The sequence below is a fragment of the Microbulbifer flavimaris genome (assembly GCF_001641755.2).
GTDB classification, from domain to species: domain Bacteria; phylum Pseudomonadota; class Gammaproteobacteria; order Pseudomonadales; family Cellvibrionaceae; genus Microbulbifer; species Microbulbifer flavimaris.
Genome location: NZ_LRFG02000001.1, coordinates 898626 through 918290, shown reverse-complemented (window position 1 = coordinate 918290; position 19665 = coordinate 898626). Strand labels below are relative to the sequence as shown.

The window sequence follows — 19665 nt, the reverse complement described above, 5'->3', positions numbered from 1 at the left end:
ATGCCTTTCTCGCAGTCGCTGGTAGCAATCGATCGTACCAGCGAGGGGAAAATGGAGGCTAGGGTCGGAATCGAACCGGCGTACACGGAGTTGCAGTCCGCTGCATGACCACTCTGCCACCTAGCCTTGGAGGTGCCGCCTGGGGCGGAAAAACGCGAGGGATTCTAGCTGAGTGAGGCGAAAAATCCTAGCGTTTTCTGATACTTACGTGCCTTGCGGCGAGTAAGAGCGCGCTATTCTAGGGGCTGGGCCAGATTAGTCAAGCATTGTCGGCACGGAGAGTCATATTTCCTCATGCTGTTTCACCCTGGGCGCCCAGAATGAGAAGAGTCTGCTCTGGCAGGTTAGCTAGCTTCGCTTGTTCGATTTGTAATAGTTGCCGCCAGCATTATTACAACTTGATCTTGTCGAGGACCGCCAAACCAGTGGCGAGCTCCGGATTTTGTTCGATACTTTTTATAACTGGCCTGCGCGTCCCCCAACGCGCCCGCTACGGCTGGTAGGGCGCTCCGCTGAATTTCGCCCGACGAATTGCAAAGGATGAATCCTCCAAGTTTCAGTCCTAATGGTCTTGGCCCTGACGCTCTCCCCCCCCCCCGTCGTCAGGGCTTTTTTTTGCCTGTCGTTTACTGCTCGGCCCCGGTGAGGTTTTCCTGGGAAAGGGCCTTTACAGGCCTGCCGGCTGCCTCTTCGGCAAGACGGCGGAACTGAACCAAAGTGACTTTACCTCGCTCCTCCGCCAGGGCCCGTGCAACGTCGTCGATACTGGCATTGTCATCGGTTGCCTCCCGGATCTCACGATCCGCCGCAGCGATGATGGTGGCCGCGCGGGCTGTCGTGGCGCCGCTGGAGCGTTTCTTGAACAGGGTCTTGGACTCGCGGCCCCATTTCTCCAGTCCTTTCAAAGCCTCATCATAGCGGTCTTCGCTGATGCCGCCGGAGCGGCGCAGGATTTCCAGGGCGTAAAACTCTGCGAGGCCCTCGACAATCCAGTCGCTCTCACCATCGCCGCGAATGCCGGTGGCAACGTGTACAAGTTCGTGGATCATGCTGCTGGTGCGGTTGCCGCTGATCAGCGGACGATCAGCGTGCATGAACAGGGAGCGGGTGCCAGACAGGCCTCCGAGCCACATGGGGTCTCCCGCCATGACGACCAGCAACCTCTCCGGGAACTCCGGGAACACCTTAACCACGTAGGGGAGGTTCCAGTTCAGGAAGGCGAGCGTGTCCTGGCGGCGGATGTCCTGTCCCAGCGGGCCAGCCACCCGGGCGCTGACCCCGGCGATGATATCCTGGCGGCTCCCGAACTCCCCGACAATCATCCAGCCCTTGGGTCGCTTGAATCGCCGGCCGGGATCCTTGATGCGGAAGCGATGCTCGGAAACCTCTTTGTAGGGCAGGGCGGCAGACCACCCTTCAGGCATTTCCAGTTTCAGGTAAGCACGGGAGCGCAACCCTGAGCGCATGGTGGCGGAAATGGGCGGGATCAGCTTGTCGGCCCGCAGGATCGCCCAATCATCCACGATGCGGGAGTCGTAGCTGCCAGAGGATTTCTGTTCATCAATCTTGAACTGGTAGGTTAAAGAGGCCTTGCCACCCTCAGGTTTCCAGATGGCCTTGCCATCGCTGACTGCCAGCGGATCGCTACTCTCTACTTGATGGTGGCGCTCCTGGTCTAGATGGAGCACCAGCTTCCTGGGCAGCGCCTCCCCCTCGAGTTCGATACGAACAGCAGCCACTCCCTCCCCGGGCTTGATCTGGGCGAGATACTGGATCTCAAAACGCTCTGTGGCCGCCTGCGTAGCACTGCTGAAAACCAGCAAAACAGCCAGGCAGAAAAATACGGGCTTTAGCCTATGGAAATACATCGCACTCCCGAAACTGTTGTGATTTTGAGGTTGGACAGGGTGGGTGTCCCAGAGTGCCATGCAGTTTACGCTACCTGCCCGAAGATCTCTGACTGATGGTTCTCAATGGTGACCGACCAGGGGCACTTCGTCGCTGGGGGTAATATTGGGTGGGCGGCAGGGGGCGCTGTGAGCGGGAGTGTCGCGGGGCCCGTCGTTATCTGCGGGCACAAAAAAGCCCGCTTATTAGCGGGCTCTTCTGAATTTGGTCGGTGAGAGAGGATTCGAACCTCCGACCCCTTCCTCCCGAAGGAAGTGCGCTACCAGGCTGCGCTACTCACCGGTTTCGATGTGCTTCATCAATGAAGCGGGCGGCATTATAACAGCCGCTCGCAGACTGTAAACCACTGATTTAAGAGAAATTAATCTTTTTGCTCGTCAATCTGGCGGATCAGGCCCTCCTGGCAGGTGGAGGCGGCCAGGATACCCTCACGGGTGAACAGCTGTCCGCGGCAGTAGCCGCGGGCGCCGCTGGCCGAGGGGCTGTCAGTGACGTACAGCAGCCACTCATCCGCGCGGAAGTCCCGGTGGAACCACATGGCATGGTCCAGGCTGGCGGGCATCAGGTGCGGATCGAACAGCGAGATGGGGTGCGGCTGCAGGCTCGTGCCCAGCAAAGCCAGGTCGGAAGCGTAGGAGAGGGCGCAGCGGTGTTCAACCGGGTCGTCGGTCATCTCGCCCTCAACCCGGAACCAGAACATGCACTTGGGCTCTCGCACGGATGCGCTGAAATAGCTCTCGGGGTCAACCGGCCGGAAATCAATCATATAGCGGCGCTGGTTTTGTGCGGCGCTGGTCAGTCCCGCTTCTTCAGCGATCTGCTGGGTGTTTTTCAGGGATTCCGGATCGGGAATGTCGCCAGTGGGCATCGGGGCCTGGTGGTCGAAACCTGGCTCCCGGATCTGGAAAGAGGCGGACATGTTGAAGATGGCGCGTCCTTTCTGGCGTGCCACCACTCGCCGGGTGGTGAAACTACCCCCGTCACGGATTGGATCCACGTCGTAGATCACCGGCATCTCGCTGCTCCCCGGCCGCAGGAAGTAGGCGTGCAAGGAGTGGGGAAGGCGTCCCTCGACAGTCCGCGTCGCCGCCATCAGGGCCTGCCCGAGAACCTGGCCGCCAAACAGTATCTTGCGGTAGTTCTCGACATGGTGGCGGCTGCGAAACAGGTTTACGTCGAGCTCCTCGACATCCAGTAAATTACTGAGTTTCTCCATAGTGGCGTGGGGCCTGTAGCTGAGTGAATTCCTTGATAGTAAGTATGGGGCAGGGCGGAGGGCCCCTACCAGCGGCGTGGATCATACCAGCTGTAGCGCTGGCGGCCTTTACGGAATCCACCGTTCAGCTTGACTGCCGGGGACAGCCGGTACCGCCCCGTTACCCGGCAATCTCAGCCCTCTGAAGCTTGCACGCGGACCGGGACACCAACAGCACAGACATCGACGTGATCCGGTCGATACTGGAACCAGTCTTCCGGGCGATGACTGCGCGCACGAATAAGCTCCCTGAAACTCGCAGAGTCGGTTCGCATCACGTGAACTTGCGGGCGCTCAGTTTCGCGCAATTGGCTGGCAATTCGGGCCTGTTCGATGCGGTTGGTCTCAGGATCTTCCAGCACACCACCGGCTTTACTGCCTCTTGCCAGTTGCTGCACCGCGGACATGCCGCTGATAACCCGCCCAAAGACGGTCGTATTGCGATCCAGGTAGCGCTGGGCTGGACCGATCACGATATAAAAATCGGTGCCACCGCTATCCGGGCTTTGTTCTCTGGCCATTGCCACTGCTCCGTAACAGTGAGTCATCCAGGTCTTACCGGTTTTCGGCTCGCGGGCAGCGGGGAAGCCGCCACTGAATCCGGCCTGGGGGGCATAACCATCCGGGCCGGGCAGCGCCGTAAAGTCTTCTGCTGCAATGCCGGCAGTCGTGAATTCTGCGGGAATGGTTCGCCTGCCCTGGCCGGTATCACGTTCGCCCGCCTGGTCGCCGCCCTGGGCGACAAACCCGTCAATAACCCGATACATGGCAAGGCCGTCATAAAAACCGTGGGCTGCCAGCAGCCGCAGGTTTTTGGTATGCCCCGGGGCAAACTGGTCGGCGAGTTCAATCATGACCGGCCCCCCGGGCAGCTCGAGGATCAACAGGTTTTCCGCCCGGACCTGTCGCCACTCATCGGCAGGTGCCTGGGCAATGATCTCTCCCGGGGTGCGAATCGCCTTTTCGGCGCTTTGTTTCTCATTCCCCAGGGTGTCATTGCCGTAAGCTAATATGATCAGCAGCAATGAAAAGCGCGCCAAATGGCGTATTGAAATCCCTGCAGGCATTCTGCTCTTCCTTTCTGTCGTTGTTGTTCTGCGCGGGGCGTTGACCGCATGTTACCGGCTTCTGTGCTCGGGCTCAGCAGTAAGCACGTAGGAGATTGCGAATAAGTTGACCAATGCGCTTTTCCAAGTTGCATGAATTGCCTATCATTCATGAATGAACAGTCAATTTCAGTCTCAAAGTTCAAGGACAGGTAAGGTCGCAGGTATGGACAAGGCAAAAGAGAAGGTGCAGCGCTTTCGGGCCCGGGAGCAGCGTATTCTGGATGCCGCCCTGGAGCTTCTGCTGGAGCATGGTGAAGAAAAGGTCACAGTGGAGCAGATCGCCGAGCGGGTAGATATCGGCAAGGGCACCATCTACAAGCATTTTATCTCCAAGACGGAGATCTACATGCGCCTGCTGATGGACTACGAGAAGTCGCTGACCGAGCGGATCAAGTCCGCTGTGGCCTCGGCAGAAAAAGGTGATATTACCGCCCCCGCTCGGGCTTACTTTGAATCCCGTATGGCGGATCCTGCCAAAGACCGGCTTTTCCAGCGTCTTGAAGAAAAGATCATCGCGCTTAATCTGGCACCCGAAATGATCGCGGATCTTCACGCCATTCGTAACTCCAATGCAGAGGCCCTGAACCGGGTCTTTGAGCGCCGGATGGAAGAGGGCAAGCTGAAGCGCGTTCCCGCCTATTTCTACTACTCCACCTACTGGGCCCTGGTCCAGGGTGCGGTAGAGCTTTACCACTCCCGCTCTTTTGCCGACGTCATCGAGGATCGCGAAGGGCTGATGGAGTTCATCATGGATGTGGGTGTGCACATCGGTGACGTCTCCGGGCGCCGGGCGGGAGAGCAGGAACAGCCCCATCAGCCAGGCGGCACCCCGGGGTCGTCTTTTGGCTGAGCCACTGTTCGAACAGCTGCAGAAGCTCCAGGAAGAGTTCACCGGCCACCCGCAGGTGAACAGCTGGCACCCGGAGCTCTGTGGGGACATGGATATGCTGATTGCCCGCGACGGCCGCTGGATCCACGAGGGTACCGAGGTGCAACGGGAAGCGCTGGTGCGCCTGTTTGCCAGTATCCTGCGCAGGGAGGGCGATGACTATTTTCTCGTCACTCCGGTGGAGAAGTGGCGTGTTCATGTGGAGGACGTGCCCTTTCTCGCTACCCAGGTGGCTCGGGGGAAGCGCAACGGTGAGCCGCTGCTGTTGTTCACCACCAATACAGGCGATGTCGTGCCCTTGACGCGCAACGCCGGCTGGAGCCTCCGGCCTTTTGGCGATCAGTCGCAGCCGGTGCCCTATGTCGAGGTGCGCGATGACCTCTGGGCGCGTGTCTCCCGCGAGGTGTTTTACCAACTGGTAAACTGGGCGATGGAAGATCAGGCCCAAAAGGGCAGTGGCGATGCAGCCCATGCTGAGCTTGATATCATCAGTGACGGCGAACGCTTCCCGTTGGGGAGCTATTGAGTTTAACTCCCTGTTCAGGAGCCCCCTGTTTTCTTTTTGCCCCATTCGAATTTTCCCGCTCCCGCTCTCACTATCGCACCAGTTGCGTCACACGTTTGGTCCCCCCTGATCTCCTCCATCCATACTGGCTGATTCTGTCCCTGAACTTAATCGCACTGCGACTGGAAAAATCCCACATCGATTAGATAATCCCTGTTGCTGAAACCTGTTTGCAACAATAGTTTCACAAAGTGCGGCCTCAGGAAATTTTCTAGCAAAAACCCTGATTCTCGCGCTACTGGGTAACATTTCCGAAATATTCCGCTCCTACACTCCCCCTCGTCCGAATCGCTCCGGCGACAAAAAAATCACGATTTCGAGGTTTCCAGGAATCCGGATTTACAGGTTCAGGACGCACAGCTGAATCATAAAACGAATTTTTGGTTGCCTATTTTTTGCAACACTTCCTGTTAGGGGGAATCCATGAAGCACGTAAACAGCAAACTGCTGCTCTCTGCCGCAATCGCCGCTCTGCTGGCCGGCTGTGACAGCGGTGGTATCAACATCGAGCCTGAAACCATCGACAACTCCGTCGACAACTCCGTGGTTGGCGGCGGTAATTCTGAGGACAACCCTTGCGCTTCTTACGAGAAGAGCGGCCAGGTTCAGCAGGGTTCATTTGACGGAACCAACTGTACTTATGCTGCAAGCTTTGTTGATTCCGGTAACGCCCTGACTCAGGACCTGTTCATTCCGGCCCTGGAAAATGATGGTGTACACATTTTTGAAGGCAGCCTGTTCGTAGGTAATAACTACGACGACGACGCCACCATGGCCGCTGCCGGCATCGCCGAAGGTGGTGACGGTGCGAAGCTGACCATCGAGGCTGGCTCCACCATTGCTTTCCCGAACAACACCAAGTTCATCGTGATTAACCGCGGATCCCAGCTGTTTGCTGTGGGTACTCCGGACGCGCCGATCACTTTCACTTCCACTTCTGACGCCATTGACAATGCAGTTGCTTTCGACGCTGTACAGCAGTGGGGCGGCATGGTGATCAATGGTTTCGGTATCACCAACAAGTGCTCCTACGACGCCAACCTGCAGACTTCTGAGTGTCATATCCTGGCCGAAGGTGCTGCCGGCAAAGATCAGTCAAACTATGGTGGCGACAACAATGCTGATAACTCCGGTCAGCTCGAATACGTCCGCGTCAAGCACACCGGTGCCCAGGTCGCCAGTGGTGACGAGCTGAACGGCATTACCTTCAGCTCCGTTGGTAGCGGCACTATCGTTAAAAACCTTCAGGTTTACTCCACTTACGACGATGGCATCGAGATGTTCGGTGGTGCAGTAAGCTTTGAAAACTACCTGGCCATGTACGTTCGTGATGACTCCATCGATATCGACGAGGGATGGGCTGGCTCCATTACCAACGCCCTGGTTATCCAGAGCGAGACCGATGGCAACCACTGCATCGAGTCTGATGGCATCGGCAGCTATGACGATAAAGATGCTGCATTCATCGATGGCGTTATCTCACAAGGCATCAACAGCCGTCCGGTTATTGACGGTCTGACCTGCATCATCTCTGCTAACGGCGCCGATACCGCAACCCATGATCCGGGTGCTGGCTGGCGCTTCCGTGAGGCGATCTTCCCGAAGATCACCAACTCCATGGTTGTTGGCTCTTTCAGTGCCGATACAACCGGTGTTGACGGAAGCAACTACTGCCTGCGTGTAGAGGACCCCGAGACCCTGGTTGAAGCAGAAGTTGGCACTGAACTGCAGATCGAATCCAACATTTTTGCCTGTGAAGATCGCACCAAGGGCGGCCCGGTTGGCACCCAGACTCTGGAAGAGTGGGCTGTTGCCAACGGAAACGTCTTCGCTGATATCACCGGTGCTGTAGATCCGACTGCTATGGCCAATACCGAGCTGCAGATTCTGGAGGGTGTACCGTCTGTATTCTCCATCGACGCTGCCTCCATGCAGGTGAATGGAGCCGCGATTGGTATCAGCCCGATTGAGCGTGCCTACTTCGGTGCCCTGAGCCAGGGTGATCTGGACTGGACCCTGGGCTGGACCTACGGTCTGCACAACGGCGAAGCACTGTGGTTCGCAAACTAAGTAGAAGAACTGGTTGGGGACTGAGTCCCTGATCCCCTTGGGGCGCCACTTTCGCACAGGGAGTCGGCGCCCCGTTTGCTTCTATCACAGTGATACTCAGGAACGATAAGAGGCCTGGAAATGGTTAAGAACGAAAAATTTCAAAGAGCGCCGCTGGTACTGGCTATGGCCACGGCCTCAACACTCGCATCCAGCGTTATAGCGCAAGATGCCGGGCTGGTGGATACAGCTGGCAGCTCTGCCCCGCAGATGGCAGCTCCTAAAATTGAGGAAGTGATGGTTCAGGGGCGCCTGCGCGACTCAGCCGAAATGCTGATCAATGAGCGCCTGGAAGATGAAGTTGTAACAGATTTGCTCGGCTCCGAAATGATCAGCCGGGTAGGTGACTCTACTGTCGCGGCGGCACTGCGCCGTGTTTCCGGCTTGTCACTGGTTAATGACAAGTTTGTATACGTCCGCGGTTTGGGTGAGCGCTACTCCAGCACCACCATGAATGGTGCCACGGTCCCATCACCAGACCTGACCCGGAATGTGATTCCCCTGGACATCTTCCCGACCTCCGTTGTTGATTCCCTGTCGGTGCAGAAATCATACTCTGCCGACCAGGCAGCAACTTTCGGTGGTGGTAACGTCGACATCCGAACCAAGGGTATTCCCGACGACCTGACTTACTCATTGGAAGTCGGCACTGGTATGAATACCGAAACCGATGGCGACGTATTGAGCTACCGCGGCGGTGACGATGATGACTTCGGTGCTGATGACGGCACTCGGGATCTTCCGGGCGAGATCGATTGGTATCTGGACCGGTTCCAGGGCGATCTCAGTGTCGCTAACATTCGCGATACCCTGGTCAAGGAAGGTCGGGAGTTCTCCTCTCCGCAGCAGGCTTTTGCTGTCGCTCAGCAGCTGAACCGTGACATCGCGACCTATCTCAACCGTGATGTAGCGATTGAGGAGGATTCCAGTTCGCCTGATTCTGACATCAAAGGTAGCGTCGGCAATCGCTTGTACATTGGTGACGACTGGGAAGTAGGCTTCCTGGCCGGCGCATCGTACAAGAACAAATGGCGTGAAGAAGAGCGTATCAAGCGCAGCTTTGGCGCACCCGATGAGCAGTTTGACTCACAGAATAAGTCCACTTATTCCGTTGACCTGAGTGGAAACCTGAACCTCGGTATTCGCTACGCGGATGAGCACGAGATTGAGACCACCAGCCTCTACCTGCGCAATACTGACGATGAAACTGCGGTCAGTGATTATTTCAACGAAAACCGTCAGGCCGGTGAAGGGCGTGGTTTCCGTGAATACACTATCAAGTACGAAGAGCGTGACCTGTTCGTTAATCAGGCAAAAGGTCGTCACTCTCTCGGGGCCGCCACCAGGGAAATCCTTCCCGGTGCTTCTCTGCTGAGCTGGGTTCCCGAAGAGCTGTCTTTGGATTGGCATTACTCAGAAGCCACCGCAGCTACCGATATTCCCAATGAGGTGACAATTCAGTCTGACACCGTGACCAATGAAGTCGATGAGGTGGTCAGCTCGAGTGTCTCTGTCGGCAACACCAGCGCCAATTTCCGCTTTACCAAGCTGGAAGACAAGGTCAAGGATTATGGTTGGAGTGCGACTCTGCCCCTGGAGTTCAGCACTTCAACGCTGGAACTGACCGGTGGCTTTGCTCGTAATGAAAAGGGTCGCAGCTACAAGGAAACCGAGTTTAACCTGGGTGCACTGGATGTCGATAGCGTTGACTCCCTGAGCGGTTCCGTGGATCAGGTTTTCGGTGACGAAAACATCACCGATCCGAATAACAACTTTGTATTTGGTCGTGCAGGAGCGAACAATCAGAGCTACCTTGCAGCCACTCTGACTGATGCGGCCTTTGGTAAGTTCGACTGGACCATCAATGAAACCTGGCGGGTTTCTGCCGGCGCTCGTTGGGAGGACTACAACCAGGTTGCCCTGGACTGGAACCCCTACGGTTACACTGTCGAGAATCCGCAGATCACATCGGATGCCGAGGAACTGGAGGAGTCCACGTTCTCCGAGGATGCTGTTTATCCCGCGCTCGCGCTTACCTACATGAGCTCGCTGTGGGCTGAAACATTCCAGCTGCGTTTCGGTGCCAGCAGGACCGCAGTCCGCCCGGACCTCCGAGAAATCACGGACGCGATCTACATTGATCCGATTACCGATGAGCAGATCAAGGGTAACCCGAATGCCCGCCCATCTGAGATCAGTAACTTCGATTTACGTGCTGAGTGGTTTTTCGGCAACGGCGACAACCTGACGCTGTCTGCGTACTACAAAGACATCACCAGCCCAATCGAATTCTTCGAGCTGGGTTCCAGTGATACCAATGTCGCGCGGGAGATCATCAACGCTGAGTCCGGTGAAATCACCGGCTTTGAGATTGAAGGCCTGAAGACCATGGGCTTCCTGGGCGAGACCATGGACAGCTTCTTCGTCCAGGGCAACATTACGCTACAGGATTCCGAGCTGGTGGCAGGCGTTGAGGCAGATGCACCGACCAACCCGGTTCGTGAGATGACGGGTGCCTCTGAGCATGTGGTTAACATGCTCATCGGCTTTGACTCACCGGATGGCCATCATGCTGCGACGCTGGGCTACAACGTGTTCGGGGAGCGCCTGTACCTGGCGGGCCGTAATGGTTCCCCGGATGCTTTCGAGCAGCCGTTCCACTCTCTGGACCTGACTTACTCCTGGTACCCCACCGAGGAGATGACGATCAAGGCCAAGATGCAGAACCTGCTGGATGAGTCGATTGAAATCGAGCGTGCTGGCGTCATCGTTTATGAGGAGCAACCAGGATCCAATTTCTCTCTGAGTGCCCAATACCAATTCTAAGTTTCTGAATTTGGAAGTTCGAACACATAAAGGTGGATGCTTGAGCCGGGGCTGAAACAGCCCTGGCTTTTTTCGTTTTACGTGTGGTTATCCCACCGAGCGCAAATGGTGCTTGAAGTCCTCCACCAGCTTGGCCGTTTGAATCACCTCACAACACTGCCCATCAAGCCGTTCTACACAATTGTCCTGCTGAGCCTGGCTGACGGTGGCAGTGGCATCCGAGACCAGCACCGGGCAGTAGCCGTAGTCTGCCGCAGCGCGGATGGTGGATTCGATACTGGTGTTGGTATGGACCCCGCAGCAATAGATTTGCTGAACATCCAGCTGCACCAACAGTGCGTGGATGTTGGTGTTACCGAAAGGCCCGGATCCGGTCTTGTTGATGATCAGTTCGTCCCCACGTGGTATCACCGAGTCAATAAATTCCGACTCCCGCGAGCCGGGTGTCGCCAGTAGCTCCGCGCGTTTTTGCCAGAATGTACGCTCACGGCCATCCCGGGTCTTGGTGCGGGTGCGGATATGCAATACCTCGATACCCTTGTCCCGGAAAATTGCCTGGAGCTTTTGTACGTTGGGCAGGGTTTCGTTGTCGAGGCGGTCGAAAAAGTATTCCTGCTCCTCATTGCTGAAGCGACAGTTATCGCCGGCGGCAAAAATTCCCTCTCCGCGCACGGCGCAGAGGTGTTGTAGGTCGATGCAGAGCAGGGCGGATTTCATCGCTTACCTCGCCGTTGTGATTCGCCTGGCGCCTGAAACTACTCTCAGTGTAGCCGCGGTCCGCCACTTTGGCGGAAAGTGACAGGAGCGCCCGGAGCGGTCAGCCAGCAATCGAAGGGCACAAAAAAGGGCGCTCATTGAGCGCCCTGTAAATGCAATGGTAGACCGGTTGGTCTTACATGTTCGGGTAGTTGGGACCGCCACCGCCCTCAGGCGCCACCCAGACGATGTTCTGGGTGGGATCCTTGATATCACAGGTCTTACAGTGCACGCAGTTCTGCGCGTTGATCTGGAAGCGCTTGCCGCCGGCGTCCTCGACCACCTCGTAGACCCCTGCAGGGCAGTAGCGCTGGGCCGGTTCGTCGTAGATCGGCAGGTTGTGATTGAGCGGGATTTCGTCGTCCTTCAGGGTCAGGTGACAGGGCTGATCCTCTTCGTGGTTGGTGTTGGAGATAAACACCGAGGACAGCTTGTCGAAGCTGAGCACGCCGTCGGGCTTCGGATAATCGATCTTCTTGCAGTCCGCCGCGGGCTTCAGCTGGGCGTGGTCCGGCTTGGTGTCGCGCAGGGTCCACGGAAGCTTGCCCTGGAAGATGTTGATATCGATGAACGCGTAAGCAGAGCCCAGGATGTTGCCGAACTTGTGCTGGGCGGGGCCGAAATTGCGCTGCTTGTGGAGCTCCTTCCAGGCCCAGCTGTTGCGGTACTCGTCCGCAAATGCGGTGATCTCGTCACTGGCGCGCTCGGCGCCCAGGGCTTCAACCACGGTCTCGGCGGCGACCATGCCGGACTTCATCGCGGTGTGGTTGCCCTTGATCTTGGCAAAGTTCAGGGTTCCGGCGTTGTCACCGATGAGCAGGCCGCCCGGGAAGGTCATCTTGGGCTGGGACTGCAGGCCCCCCTTGGTGATGGCTCGCGCGCCATAGGCCACTCGCTGACCACCCTCCAGGTACTGTTTGATGACCGGGTGGTGCTTGTAGCGCTGGAACTCGTCAAACGGGCTGACGTGCGGGTTGCTGTAGGCGAGGTCGGTAATCAGGCCAACTACCACCTGGTTGTCCTCCAGATGGTAAAGGAAGCCACCACCGTGGGAGCCGCTCTCGTCCAGGGGCCAGCCTGCGGTGTGGACTACCAGGCCAGGCTGGTGCTTGTCGTCGGCGACCTTCCAGATCTCCTTGATACCGATACCGTAATGCTGCGGATCTGCATCTTCATCCAGCTTGAAATGGGAGATCAGCTGTTTACCCAGGTGACCGCGGCAGCCCTCGGCAAAGAGGGTGTACTTGGCGTGCAGTTCCATGCCCGGCATGTAGGAGTCTTTCTCGCCACCGTCGGCAGAAACACCCATATCGCCAGTGGCGATGCCCTTAACAGAGCCGTCTTCGTTGTACAGCACTTCTGCCGCGGCAAAACCGGGGAAGATCTCCACGCCCAGGTTTTCTGCCTGTTCGGCAAGCCAGCGGCAGAGGTTGCCCAGGCTGATGATGTAGTTGCCTTCATTGTGCATGGTGCTGGGCACAAAGAGGTTGGGGATGCGCGTCGCCTTTTCAGCGCCACCCATGACATAGATGTCATCGCCCTTGACGGCGGTATTGAGGGGTGCGCCGCGATCTTTCCAGTCCGGGAACAGCTCGTTCAGGGCGGTGGGTTCGAATACCGCGCCGGAGAGGATGTGGGCCCCGACTTCAGAGCCTTTCTCTACCACGCAAACGGAAATGTCTTCGTTCAGCTGGCGAATACGACAGGCCGCGGCCAGGCCCGCTGGGCCGGCTCCTACGATCACTACATCGTACTCCATTGATTCGCGTTCCACGGCGCTCTCCTCAGCTAGTTTCACGGTTTTACCGGGCTCGAGGGCCCTTTGCTTTTATATTGGTCGCGGATTATATCGGTGTTTATTCAACCCTACCAATTGCAGGAGTATCCATTTCCCGTGGCAAATATGCTGTATTTCAATAGGTTAGGGTGACCGGATTAGCGGGTTTTATTCTCAGTGATAGATCTGGTGAATGGGCCGGGCAGGGGGGATCACCCTATTGATTTTGCTCTATAGAAGGCTCAACATACACCGCGTTCAAACAACTGTTTGACTCAACGATCCGATTCGTTCGCGATTTGACCTGTCAGTCGCGGCTTTTAAACAGATTACCGAGACGGGATTTCCATGAAAGTTCTTGTAGCTGTGAAACGCGTTGTCGACTACAACGTCAAGGTTCGCCCGAAGGCGGACGGTAGTGACGTCGACACTGCCAACGTGAAAATGTCTATCAACCCCTTCTGCGAAATTGCTGTAGAAGAGGCCGTACGCTTGAAGGAGAAGGGCGTTGTCAGCGAGATAGTCGCCGTTTCCATGGGACCCAAGCAGTGCCAGGAGCAGATTCGCACCGCACTGGCGCTGGGCGCTGACCGGGGCATCCTGGTCGAGACCGACGAAGAGCTGCAGCCGCTGGCGGTTGCCAAGTGCCTGAAAGCCATCGTCGAGAAAGAAGAGCCGCAGATGGTCATTATGGGCAAGCAGTCCATCGATGGTGACAACAACCAGACCGGCCAGATGCTGGGCGCCCTCACCGGTATGGCCCAGGGCACCTTTGCCTCCGAAGTCGTTGTTGAAGATGGCTCCGTAAAGGTCACCCGTGAGATCGACGGCGGCCTGCAGACTGTCGAGCTAAAGCTCCCTGCAGTAGTGACCACCGATCTGCGCCTGAACGAGCCGCGCTACGCGTCTCTGCCAAACATCATGAAGGCCAAGAAAAAGCCCCTCGACACCAGCACTCCGGCCGATCTGGGTGTCGATATCGCCCCCCGCACCAAGACCCTGAAGGTCGAGCCGCCGGCCGAGCGCCAGGCTGGTGTTAAGGTCGCCGACGTGGCGGAACTGGTAGAAAAACTGAAGAACGAGGCGAAGGTAATCTGATGAGCATTCTCGTTATTGCAGAACACGACAACGCCGAACTGAAGGGCGCCACGCTCAACACCATCGCCGCGGCCAAGGCCATCGGTGGTGACATTCATGTCCTCGTTGCCGGCGCCGGCTGCGGCGCAGTTGCCGAATCGGCAGCCAAGGTCGAGGGCGTTTCCAAGGTGCTGCTGGCTGATAATGCGGCCTACGAGCACCAGTTGGCGGAGAACGTTGCCAAACTGGTCGGGGACCTGGGTAAGGATTACGGTCATATCCTGGCGCCCGCCACCACCACTGGCAAGAACATGCTGCCGCGCGCCGGCGCACTCCTGGATGTGCAGCCGATTTCCGACATCATCGCCGTCGAGAGCGCCGATACTTTCAAGCGCCCGATCTACGCCGGTAACGTGATTGCGACCGTGCAGAGCTCTGACGCGATCAAGGTGATCTCCGTGCGCGCGACCGCGTTCGATGCGGTTGCGGCCGAGGGCGGCAGCGCCGCGGTTGAGAGCGTCGACATCGCTGACGATGCCGGTGTTTCCTCTTTCGTTGGCGAAGAACTGGCCGAATCCGACCGTCCCGAGCTGACCGCTGCGAAGGTGGTGATCTCCGGTGGTCGCGGCATGCAGAATGGCGAAAACTTCGAGATGCTCTACAAGCTGGCCGACAAGCTCGGCGCGGCAGTGGGCGCATCCCGCGCGGCGGTTGATGCCGGGTTTGTCCCGAATGACATGCAGGTTGGCCAGACCGGCAAGATCGTAGCCCCGGATCTGTATATCGCGGTCGGCATCTCCGGTGCCATCCAGCACCTGGCGGGGATGAAAGACTCCAAGGTGATTGTGGCCATTAACAAGGATGAGGAGGCGCCGATTTTCTCCGTCGCTGACTACGGTCTGGTCGCGGATCTCTTTGACGCTGTGCCGGAGCTGGAAACAAAATTGTAATTTTCGCTTAATATACTGGCGGGCATTGAAAGGGCGGCGTTTGCCGCCCTTTTACTGCCAGTTAGGTTGGCTCGTGTCGGGTGCGGTAGTAACCTGCGCCAGGATCGACGGAACACCAGGGACCGCGAGATGTGATCGACGCCGATGATGGAACATTGCCTTTCTGGTAGTGACGAATGAGAATAGGCGTCAAAGATCAATAATTTCGGTCAATCGCGGATTGGCCTTCAGGGTTGTTCATGTCGGCACTACAGCGATTTAGTCGGGCGATGCCCTCCGGGGTGGCAAACCGGCCCTTCCCACGTGGTGTGATTGCCTCGGTTGCCATTGTCGGCGCCTGGCTCCTCACCAATATATTGGCATATGGTGCCAGTCTCATTCCATCCTCTTCGGAGGAGTCCCTTTTGGCTGCCCGTGATACCGCGGGGATTCGGCCACAGAGCAGCGCAACTCTGCCCAGCACCCCGTTCTTCGGGTTGGCAGTTGTTGGGCCTGCTGCTGAGCCGGAGCTGGATCTTGCCAATATTCCCATTACGCAACTGAACCTCGTGCTCTCCGGCGTGCTGGATAACAGCGAGGAGAACAAGGCCAGTGCGCTGGTGGCGGAGCGCGGCAAGCCGGCCCAGCGGCTGTTTGTGGGCGACAGGTTGCCCGGGGGGGCGGAGCTGTATTCTGTGGCCACTGATCACATCATCCTGCGCCGCAATGGCAAGATGGAAAAGCTGACCTATCCCGATGAGGACGGTCGGCCCAGTGTTCCCCTAGGAAACTTCACTACGAACAACTTTTCCCGCCCGGCCGCAAGGGGCGGCGCGGAGAGCAATCAGGATCGCTCAGAAAAACAACAATCGATCCGGGAGCGCCTCGAGCAGTTACGCAGTCTCGCGAGGGAGCGCCGGGCAGAGCGATAGATAAATCGCCGTCACCGGACCGGAAATATTCTTTTTTTGACCAAGACCATTTGAGAAAGAGCCAGACAAATAATGAAGAGGATGTTTATTCATCGACTGCTAGCAGTCGGGCTGGGATTGCTTTTGTCCACTGTGGCGCTGGCTCAACCCCCGGAGCGGGTTACGCTCTCACTCGATAACGCCGATATCCGTGACCTGATCAATTGGGCAGCGGATTTCACCGGCAAGAACATCATTGTGCACCCCAATGTGAAGGGCAAGGTTACCGTGGTCGCCGGTGATCCCATGACTCACGATGAAGCGTTTGACGTCTTCATGTCTGTGCTACAGGTGAATGGTTTCAGCCTGGTGGAGCAGGGGGGCACCTGGAAAGTGGTGCCGGATGCGCTGGCCAAGCAGCAGGCGATTCCTGTAGTCGGGGATAGCATCCGTGCTCCGGCGGAGTCCCTGGTGGTACGCACGGTACGGGTGGAGAATATCTCCGCGTCCCAGCTGATCGCCATGCTGCGCCCGCTCATCCCCCAGACCGGCCACCTGGCGGCCTATGCCGACACCAATACGCTCATCATCGCCGATCGCGCCGCGAATATTGAACAGATAGTGCGCCTGGTGAGGCAGCTGGATCGGGCCGGTGCCATCGATATCGAACTGGTCCCGCTGCAGTTTGCTTCCGCCAAGGAGGTAAAGCAGGTACTGAATGAATTGCTGCAGTCCGGCGCCAAGCAGGCGGGCAATGATGTCCAGCCACTGCGCATTGCCGTGGATGAGCGCTCCAACTCGGTGTTGCTCACCGGCGATCCGGTAACCCGGCAGCAGCTCAAGAATGTGATCCGCCGCCTCGACCAGCCCCTGGACGGTGAGGGCAATACGGCGGTGGTGTATGTCCAGTACGCCAATGCGGCCGACCTGAAACCGATTCTGGAGGGTATGAGCGGCAGCATCCAGAAGACCGAGAAGGACCAGCAGGCCGCGGATGTCGAGGTCAGTATCCAGGTCAACGAGTCTCTGAACTCCCTTGTGCTTACGGCACCGCCGGCGCTGCTTGAGACCATGAAGGGTGTGATTGCCAAGCTGGACGTGCGTCGGGCCCAGGTGCTGATTGAGGCGATCATCGTCGAGGTAACCGAAGGGTCCGGCAGCGACCTGGGGATCCGCTGGATAGCCGGTGCCAACGATGACGTAGTGGCGGGCTTCAACAATGACGCGTCGCCGAATCCCATCGTCGATGACGACGGCAATGTACTGTCGGAGTTCAACCCCGCTTCACTGAATCCGCTCAACCTGCTCGGCACAGGCCTCAACCTGGGCTACCTGAGTGGGACCGATGTGCGCGCAGTGGTCAATGCGGTGGCGACCCAGAACAATGCCAATATCCTTTCCACGCCCACCATCATGGCGCTGGACAACGAGGAGGCAGAGATCCTGGTGGGCCAGAATGTGCCCTTCATTACCGGTGAGCAGTTGTTGTCCGGCGCCAACAACGATCCCTTTACCACGATTCAGCGCCAGGACGTCGGTACGACGCTCAAGGTGACGCCGCGGGTCAACAACAACAATTCCGTCACCCTGGATATTGAACAGAAGGTCGAGAACGTCCTGCCTTTTGCTGAAGGCGCGACCGGGGCCTCCGATATCGTCACCAGCAAGCGGGAGATTCGCACCCGCGTACTGATCGATGACGGTGCCATTCTGGTGCTAGGCGGATTGATCGAGGATCAGGTCAGTGAGAACACCTCCAAGGTACCGCTGCTGGGCGATCTCCCCGGTATCGGGCGCCTGTTTCGCTCCTCCAGCAAGGATGTGAGCAAGACCAACCTGATGGTCTTCCTGCGCCCGAAAATCCTGAGCACCCAGGTTGCCGGTTACGAGGAGACCCGTGAGCGCTATCTGGACCTTCAGGAGAAGCAATTCCGTATTCGTGACAAGACCAGTGTGATCTGGGACTGGCACCGCGGTGATGTCCTGCCCGACTTGCTGCCCCCGACAGGCAGCTACGAGGGCGAGGGCGCACCGGTTGAGGTACTTGAGGTAGAAAAATGACCGTAGACACGGCCTCTGTGGAGACCGGGGTAAAGCGTCTTCCGTACGCCTTCGCCAAGCGGCACCGGGTGTTGCTTGTCAGTGACGCGGGGCAGACCCGCTGTCAGTACGTGGCACCGCTGGATCCCAGTGTGCTGGCGGAAGTCCAGCGTTTGTGCGGATTCCCGGTGGATATCGAGGCCGTTGGGGACGATGTGTTTCAGTCCTCCCTGCAGCAGGAATATGAAAACCGCGAGGGTGGCAATCTCTCCGATGTTGAGGGTCTGGGTGACGATCTGGATCTCGCCGCCGTGGCTGATTCCCTGCCGGAAACCGAGGATCTTCTGGAGCAGGAGGACGATGCGCCAATCGTCCGCCTTATCAATGCCATCTTTGCCGAGTCCCTGAAGCAGGGGGCGTCTGACATCCATATTGAGACCTTCGATAAGAAGCTCGTGGTGCGCTTTCGCGTGGACGGCGTGCTGCGGGAAGTGCTGGAGCCACGTCGGGCGCTGGCACCGCTGCTGGTTTCCCGCATCAAGGTAATGGCCAAACTGGATATCGCCGAGAAGCGTGTGCCCCAGGACGGCCGTATCTCCCTGCTGATGGGGGGGCGCGAGGTGGATGTCCGCGTATCCACCATGCCCTCCAGTGCCGGCGAGCGGGTGGTGATGCGGCTGCTGGACAAGCAGGCGGGCAAGATGGACCTGACCAGGCTCGGTATGGCGGGCTCTGACCTGAAGGTGATGACCGAGCTACTCGGTCGCCCCCACGGCATTTTGCTGGTGACCGGCCCCACCGGCTCTGGTAAAACCACAACTCTGTATGCCGGGCTCGGCAGTATCAATAATCGGGAGAAGAACATTCTCACGGTCGAGGACCCGGTGGAGTACAACCTGGAAGGGGTGGGGCAGACCCAGGTCAATGCCAAGGCCGACATGACCTTTGCCCGGGGTCTGCGGGCGATCCTGCGCCAGGACCCGGACGTGGTGATGGTGGGTGAGATTCGTGACCTGGAAACCATGCAGATTGCGATTCAGGCATCCCTTACCGGCCACCTGGTGCTCTCCACCCTGCACACCAATACCGCCCTGGGTGCGGTGACGCGCCTGGTGGACATGGGCATCGAGCCATTCCTTCTCTCCTCCAGCCTGATCGGCGTGCTGGCACAACGACTGGTCCGCGTGCTGTGCCCCGAGTGTAAACAGCCTCACACCGCGGATCCCGGCGAGCGCCGGCTTCTGAATGTGGATGGGGCGGGGGAGACCATCATCTACCGCCCGGCGGGCTGCGAGCACTGCAACCACAGCGGTTACGTTGGGCGGGTCGGCATCTATGAGCTGGTACCGGTCAATGAAACCATGCGTCAGTTGATTCACGACCGGGCCTCCGAGAGTGCGCTGGTGGTTGAGGCGCGCAAGGTTGCACCCAGTATCCGCGAGGACGGCGTGGCCAAAGTGCTGGCAGGTATCACTTCCCTGGAGGAAGTGTTGCGGGTCACCCAGGAGTCCTGA

The 19665-nt window shown here is 58.0% G+C and carries 14 protein-coding genes and 2 tRNA genes; 9 read left to right on the top strand and 7 right to left on the bottom strand.

Going from position 1 to position 19665, the window contains the following annotated elements; translation table 11 throughout:
• Positions 1-52: 52 nt before the first annotated feature.
• From AWR36_RS04085 to AWR36_RS04065, 5 genes are all read right to left on the bottom strand, one after another.
• Positions 53-126: transfer RNA gene (locus AWR36_RS04085), tRNA-Cys, on the bottom strand.
• A gap of 500 nt (positions 127-626) precedes the next feature.
• The gene (locus AWR36_RS04080) at positions 627-1868 is read right to left on the bottom strand and encodes a hypothetical protein (RefSeq protein WP_067081346.1); all 1242 of its coding nucleotides are present in this window, start codon (positions 1866-1868) and stop codon (positions 627-629) included.
• Positions 1869-2113: 245 nt separating this feature from the next.
• Positions 2114-2190: transfer RNA gene (locus AWR36_RS04075), tRNA-Pro, on the bottom strand.
• 79 nt (positions 2191-2269) lie between these two features.
• On the bottom strand, positions 2270-3124 hold the full coding sequence (locus AWR36_RS04070) for an acyl-CoA thioesterase (protein ID WP_067081344.1): 855 nt from the start codon (positions 3122-3124) through the stop codon (positions 2270-2272).
• 173 nt (positions 3125-3297) lie between these two features.
• Positions 3298-4230 (bottom strand): peptidylprolyl isomerase, encoded by a 933-nt coding sequence (locus tag AWR36_RS04065; RefSeq protein WP_067104463.1) that lies wholly within the window; start codon positions 4228-4230, stop codon positions 3298-3300.
• A 205-nt stretch (positions 4231-4435) separates the two neighbouring features.
• On the opposite strand from AWR36_RS04065, the gene AWR36_RS04060 reads away from it, so the two are divergent.
• From AWR36_RS04060 to AWR36_RS04045, 4 genes are all read left to right on the top strand, one after another.
• Positions 4436-5122, top strand: a complete 687-nt coding sequence (locus tag AWR36_RS04060; RefSeq protein WP_067081341.1) for a TetR/AcrR family transcriptional regulator — start codon at positions 4436-4438, stop codon at positions 5120-5122.
• Positions 5115-5687 (top strand): DUF1285 domain-containing protein, encoded by a 573-nt coding sequence (locus AWR36_RS04055; protein WP_067081340.1) that lies wholly within the window; start codon positions 5115-5117, stop codon positions 5685-5687. The genes AWR36_RS04060 and AWR36_RS04055 overlap by 8 nt, the downstream gene beginning before the upstream one ends.
• A gap of 462 nt (positions 5688-6149) precedes the next feature.
• Entirely contained in the window at positions 6150-7796 is a 1647-nt protein-coding gene (locus AWR36_RS04050) for a serine/threonine protein kinase (protein ID WP_067081337.1), read from the top strand.
• A 120-nt stretch (positions 7797-7916) separates the two neighbouring features.
• Positions 7917-10661, top strand: coding sequence for a TonB-dependent receptor domain-containing protein (locus AWR36_RS04045; RefSeq protein WP_067081335.1), 2745 nt, complete (start codon positions 7917-7919; stop codon positions 10659-10661).
• A gap of 87 nt (positions 10662-10748) precedes the next feature.
• Here the strand turns inward: AWR36_RS04045 and AWR36_RS04040 are convergent, their stop codons facing one another.
• Together AWR36_RS04040 and AWR36_RS04035 are read right to left on the bottom strand one after the other, a co-directional pair.
• Positions 10749-11378, bottom strand: a complete 630-nt coding sequence (locus AWR36_RS04040; protein ID WP_067081333.1) for a cysteine hydrolase family protein — start codon at positions 11376-11378, stop codon at positions 10749-10751.
• A 175-nt stretch (positions 11379-11553) separates the two neighbouring features.
• Entirely contained in the window at positions 11554-13176 is a 1623-nt protein-coding gene (locus AWR36_RS04035) for an electron transfer flavoprotein-ubiquinone oxidoreductase (RefSeq protein ID WP_197409237.1), read from the bottom strand.
• 366 nt (positions 13177-13542) lie between these two features.
• Here AWR36_RS04035 and AWR36_RS04030 point away from each other — a divergent pair, with 366 nt between their 5' ends.
• The 5 genes from AWR36_RS04030 (at position 13543) to gspE (ending at position 19665) form a co-directional block, all read left to right on the top strand.
• On the top strand, positions 13543-14292 hold the full coding sequence (locus tag AWR36_RS04030; protein ID WP_067081329.1) for an electron transfer flavoprotein subunit beta/FixA family protein: 750 nt from the start codon (positions 13543-13545) through the stop codon (positions 14290-14292).
• On the top strand, positions 14292-15221 hold the full coding sequence (locus AWR36_RS04025; RefSeq protein WP_067081326.1) for an electron transfer flavoprotein subunit alpha/FixB family protein: 930 nt from the start codon (positions 14292-14294) through the stop codon (positions 15219-15221). Before AWR36_RS04030 ends, AWR36_RS04025 begins: the two co-directional genes overlap by 1 nt.
• Positions 15222-15460: 239 nt before the next feature.
• Complete coding sequence (locus AWR36_RS04020) at positions 15461-16132, top strand: type II secretion system protein N (RefSeq protein WP_067081324.1); 672 nt, start codon at positions 15461-15463, stop codon at positions 16130-16132.
• Between the two features lie 72 nt (positions 16133-16204).
• Positions 16205-18172: a type II secretion system secretin GspD gene (gspD, locus tag AWR36_RS04015; RefSeq protein ID WP_082679369.1), complete on the top strand. Its 1968-nt coding sequence runs from the start codon at positions 16205-16207 to the stop codon at positions 18170-18172.
• On the top strand, positions 18169-19665 hold the full coding sequence (gene gspE / locus AWR36_RS04010; protein WP_067081322.1) for a type II secretion system ATPase GspE: 1497 nt from the start codon (positions 18169-18171) through the stop codon (positions 19663-19665). The genes gspD and gspE overlap by 4 nt, the downstream gene beginning before the upstream one ends.

What these genes read in the sequence shown, in the direction of transcription:
- AWR36_RS04070 (WP_067081344.1), bottom strand. Translation starts at nt 3,124, where the DNA reads ATGGAGAAACTCAGTAATTTACTGGATGTCGAGGAGCTCGACGTAAAC.
- AWR36_RS04040 (WP_067081333.1), bottom strand. Translation starts at nt 11,378, where the DNA reads ATGAAATCCGCCCTGCTCTGCATCGACCTACAACACCTCTGCGCCGTG.
- AWR36_RS04065 (WP_067104463.1), bottom strand. Translation starts at nt 4,230, where the DNA reads ATGCCTGCAGGGATTTCAATACGCCATTTGGCGCGCTTTTCATTGCTG.
- gspE (WP_067081322.1), top strand. Translation starts at nt 18,169, where the DNA reads ATGACCGTAGACACGGCCTCTGTGGAGACCGGGGTAAAGCGTCTTCCG.
- gspD (WP_082679369.1), top strand. Translation starts at nt 16,205, where the DNA reads ATGAAGAGGATGTTTATTCATCGACTGCTAGCAGTCGGGCTGGGATTG.
- AWR36_RS04060 (WP_067081341.1), top strand. Translation starts at nt 4,436, where the DNA reads ATGGACAAGGCAAAAGAGAAGGTGCAGCGCTTTCGGGCCCGGGAGCAG.
- AWR36_RS04020 (WP_067081324.1), top strand. Translation starts at nt 15,461, where the DNA reads ATGTCGGCACTACAGCGATTTAGTCGGGCGATGCCCTCCGGGGTGGCA.
- AWR36_RS04050 (WP_067081337.1), top strand. Translation starts at nt 6,150, where the DNA reads ATGAAGCACGTAAACAGCAAACTGCTGCTCTCTGCCGCAATCGCCGCT.
- AWR36_RS04030 (WP_067081329.1), top strand. Translation starts at nt 13,543, where the DNA reads ATGAAAGTTCTTGTAGCTGTGAAACGCGTTGTCGACTACAACGTCAAG.
- AWR36_RS04025 (WP_067081326.1), top strand. Translation starts at nt 14,292, where the DNA reads ATGAGCATTCTCGTTATTGCAGAACACGACAACGCCGAACTGAAGGGC.
- AWR36_RS04035 (WP_197409237.1), bottom strand. Translation starts at nt 13,176, where the DNA reads ATGGAGTACGATGTAGTGATCGTAGGAGCCGGCCCAGCGGGCCTGGCC.
- AWR36_RS04080 (WP_067081346.1), bottom strand. Translation starts at nt 1,868, where the DNA reads ATGTATTTCCATAGGCTAAAGCCCGTATTTTTCTGCCTGGCTGTTTTG.
- AWR36_RS04045 (WP_067081335.1), top strand. Translation starts at nt 7,917, where the DNA reads ATGGTTAAGAACGAAAAATTTCAAAGAGCGCCGCTGGTACTGGCTATG.